We start from the raw sequence: 3,109 nt of genomic DNA on the forward strand, positions 1-3,109 counted from the left end.
AAAAAAGAATAGAACTCGCCATTTTTCAGCAAGCAAAAGCCCCCGCTTCATATTAATGAAACGAGGGTTTTTTTTGTCTTATGGACGGTTTTTTATTTCTTCGAAGCACTTAGGGCATATGTTTTTGCCCTTGTAGTTTTCAACATCCTTGGCCTGTCCGCAGAAAATACATGCGGGTTCATACTTCTTCAAGATTATGTGCGATCCTTCAACAAATATCTCCAAAGCGTCTCTCTCCGCAATGTCCATCGTTCTACGAAGTTCGATCGGAATTACCACTCTTCCAAGCTCATCAACCTTTCGTACTATACCAGTAGATTTCATTTATATCCCTCCTTTTATCGCAATGTGACAATTTCCAACAACCTTTTCATTTTAAATGCTACCATCATTTCCATAATAAGTCAACCTTTTTGGGGAAAATTTCGGTTTTTTTAACGAATACTTAAATCGTATATTCTATTCCTTGAAACACCCGTTTCTTCCGCCACAAATTTAACCGCTTCCTTTTTCTTCATTCCACCTTCCAAGCATTTGTTCAAACGGATTTCTATCATTTCATCCGTGAATTCTTTAAACTCTTCCTTTTTACCTTCTATAACAATCACATATTCCCCTCTTGGATCAAGGCTTTCGTAATGATTTAAAAGGTGCGCGGAGCTTCCACGCAAATGCTCCTCGTAGCGTTTCGTCAATTCACGGCAAAGAACGCACTTCCTTTCACCGAGAATCTTTTGAAGTTCAATGAGCGTCTTCTTAAGCCTGTGGGGGGCTTCGTAAACTATGATCGTACGCGTTTCATTTTCTATGCGGCCAAGCGCCAAATTTCGTTCTTTCTTTTTTTTGTCCAAAAATCCTTCAAACACGAACCTCCTGGATGAAAGGCCCGAGGCAACCAGTGCATTAACAAAGGCACTGGGACCCGGAAGAACCTCAAATGGCAGGTTTTCTTCGATACAAAGTTTCACAAGATCTTCTCCGGGGTCTGAAATCCCCGGCATTCCGGCATCTGTGACAAGTGCAACCTTTTGTCCGCTCCTTATCCTGTCGGCTATGTCGTGCTTTTTTCTGTCCTTGTTGTGCTCATGATAACTGGTCAGCTTCTTTTTGATTTCGAAATGGTTGAGTAATTTCAATGTATGGCGCGTATCTTCGCAAGCAATTATGTCTGATTCCCTAAGCACTCGGAGGACCCTAATGGTTATGTCCTCAAGATTGCCTATTGGTGTCGGGCATATATACAATTTCCCGCTGTTTTCAGTCATCGACATTTCTCCTTGCAAAGTATTTTTCATATTCATAGGATCGGCTCTATAGATTCTTGTTCATACCACTCCCTAAGCTCTTTCGTATAGCTTCCGTCTTCGCCACGCACTGCCATGGGTACCTCGAAAACCAACTCGGGCTTGCCATCTCTTACGCTTTTAATAAGCACAAGGTTCGGCTTCTTATCCGCGGAAGGCTGTATAAACAATATCCTTTTGGGTTCCAGTTTGTTTTCCCTGAGTGCGCAAAAAACATCGACTAGCCTATGCGGCCTGTGAACCATGTAGAATCGTCCACCCGGTCTCAAAAGCTTCGCTGCAGTTCCAACAACCTGACTAATGTTGCATTTGATTTCATGCCTTGAAACAGCTTTTGCCATATTCCCGTTTTGAATGCCTCTTCCTGCAGCCATGTAAGGAGGGTTTGCTGTAACAACATCCGCCGAACTGAGCGCCACATGGCACGCGGCATTCTTCAAATCTTCATTGATGATTTTCACCCTTGCTTCAAGATGATTCATTAAAACACTTCTTTGCGCCATTTCAGCTACTTCATCTTGTATTTCTATCCCAATTATTTTTCCCGCACGGCTTTTGCCTGCTACAAGTATGGGTATTATTCCCGTACCCGTACCCAAATCGACAACTGTTTCGCCTTTTTTCACTTCACAAAAGTTGCTTAGCAAAACAGCATCAATTCCAAAGCAAAATCCATCCGGATTCTGAATGATTTTAAGACCCTTCACTTGAAGGTCATCTACACGCTCCGTTTCTTTGGCCCATTTCTCTTTCATATCTTTTTTTATCCGTCTCCCTTTTAGTATTGCCCGGTTCTTTCTATTTCTTCCAACAACCAAAGAATTCGGCATAAGAGGCAGAATGCAGGGCGACAAAAATGAAGCCACTCCCTCCGCAAAAACTATTTAAAAAGGCAACTCAGGCATTATGCATCAGCTCCTGCCTTGGGCCTTAGCTGCTTATTCTTTGGGTTTTCTTTTATTCCATTTTTTCCCAGCATTAGTGTTGTCATCCTTTTTAGGTTGAACGCCTATGTTCGTTTCTTTCTTCCGTTCCGAAGTTTTCTTCTTTCTTCTTCGCTTCTTGTAATTGGATTTCTGGTTGGTTTCGCCGGTTTCACTTTTTTCTTCTTCTTCTTCTTCTTCCTCCTGCTGCTCATTTCTTGACGCATTTGCGCCAGAGGGTTTTTGCACGCCCTTCTTAAGGCTTTCAGGCTTCTCACTCCTGTTGTTTACTGATGCAAAAAGAATCGGCTTCATATCTTGAATATCGGAAGGGTTTTCAATCTGCCTCGGAGACTCCCCTCTTGGATCCTCTATTTCATTCACTTTAATGGTTATAATCTCTCTATCTCTCTCGTGCTTTCCCTCAACCAGCACCTTAACCGATTGGGTCATCAAATTTTTTGATATCACAATTCCCGGTCCTTGAAAAGTTTCAATCTTCTTTCCCATTTTCGGCAGTTGCTTTTCAAGGTATTGATAGGTTTCATGTTCGTATTTGAGACAACACATCAATCGGCCGCAAATACCTGATATTTTCGCCGGATTTAGAGACAGGTTCTGGTCCTTTGCCATTCTAATGGAGACCGGGTCGAAATCGCCCAGCCAGCTTGAACAACACAGCTTTCTTCCACAAGGACCAAGCCCTCCTATCATTTTAGCCTCATCCCTTACGCCGATTTGCCTAAGCTCAATTCGTGTTCTAAAAACAGACGCCAAATCCTTTACCAATTCCCTGAAGTCCACTCTTCCATCGGCTGTAAAATAAAATATTATTTTATTGTTGTCGAATGTGAATTCGACATCGATTAATTTCATTTCAAG

Annotated in this window: 4 protein-coding genes; all 4 read right to left on the bottom strand. The window is 42.2% G+C overall.

The window, feature by feature from the left end; all coding sequences use genetic code 11:
* Positions 1–78: 78 nt before the first annotated feature.
* Positions 79–324, bottom strand: coding sequence for an AbrB/MazE/SpoVT family DNA-binding domain-containing protein (locus tag JJE29_09325; protein ID MBK5252816.1), 246 nt, complete (start codon positions 322–324; stop codon positions 79–81).
* Positions 325–434: 110 nt separating this feature from the next.
* Positions 435–1,265 (bottom strand): 16S rRNA (cytidine(1402)-2'-O)-methyltransferase, encoded by an 831-nt coding sequence (gene rsmI, locus JJE29_09330; protein MBK5252817.1) that lies wholly within the window; start codon positions 1,263–1,265, stop codon positions 435–437.
* Positions 1,266–1,297: 32 nt separating this feature from the next.
* Positions 1,298–2,059 (bottom strand): tRNA1(Val) (adenine(37)-N6)-methyltransferase, encoded by a 762-nt coding sequence (locus JJE29_09335; protein MBK5252818.1) that lies wholly within the window; start codon positions 2,057–2,059, stop codon positions 1,298–1,300.
* 183 nt (positions 2,060–2,242) lie between these two features.
* On the bottom strand, positions 2,243–3,109 hold an 867-nt coding region (locus JJE29_09340; protein ID MBK5252819.1), incomplete at its 5' end, for a hypothetical protein.

The sequence above is a fragment of the Peptostreptococcaceae bacterium genome (assembly GCA_016649995.1).
Classification (GTDB): domain Bacteria; phylum Bacillota; class Clostridia; order Peptostreptococcales; family BM714; genus BM714.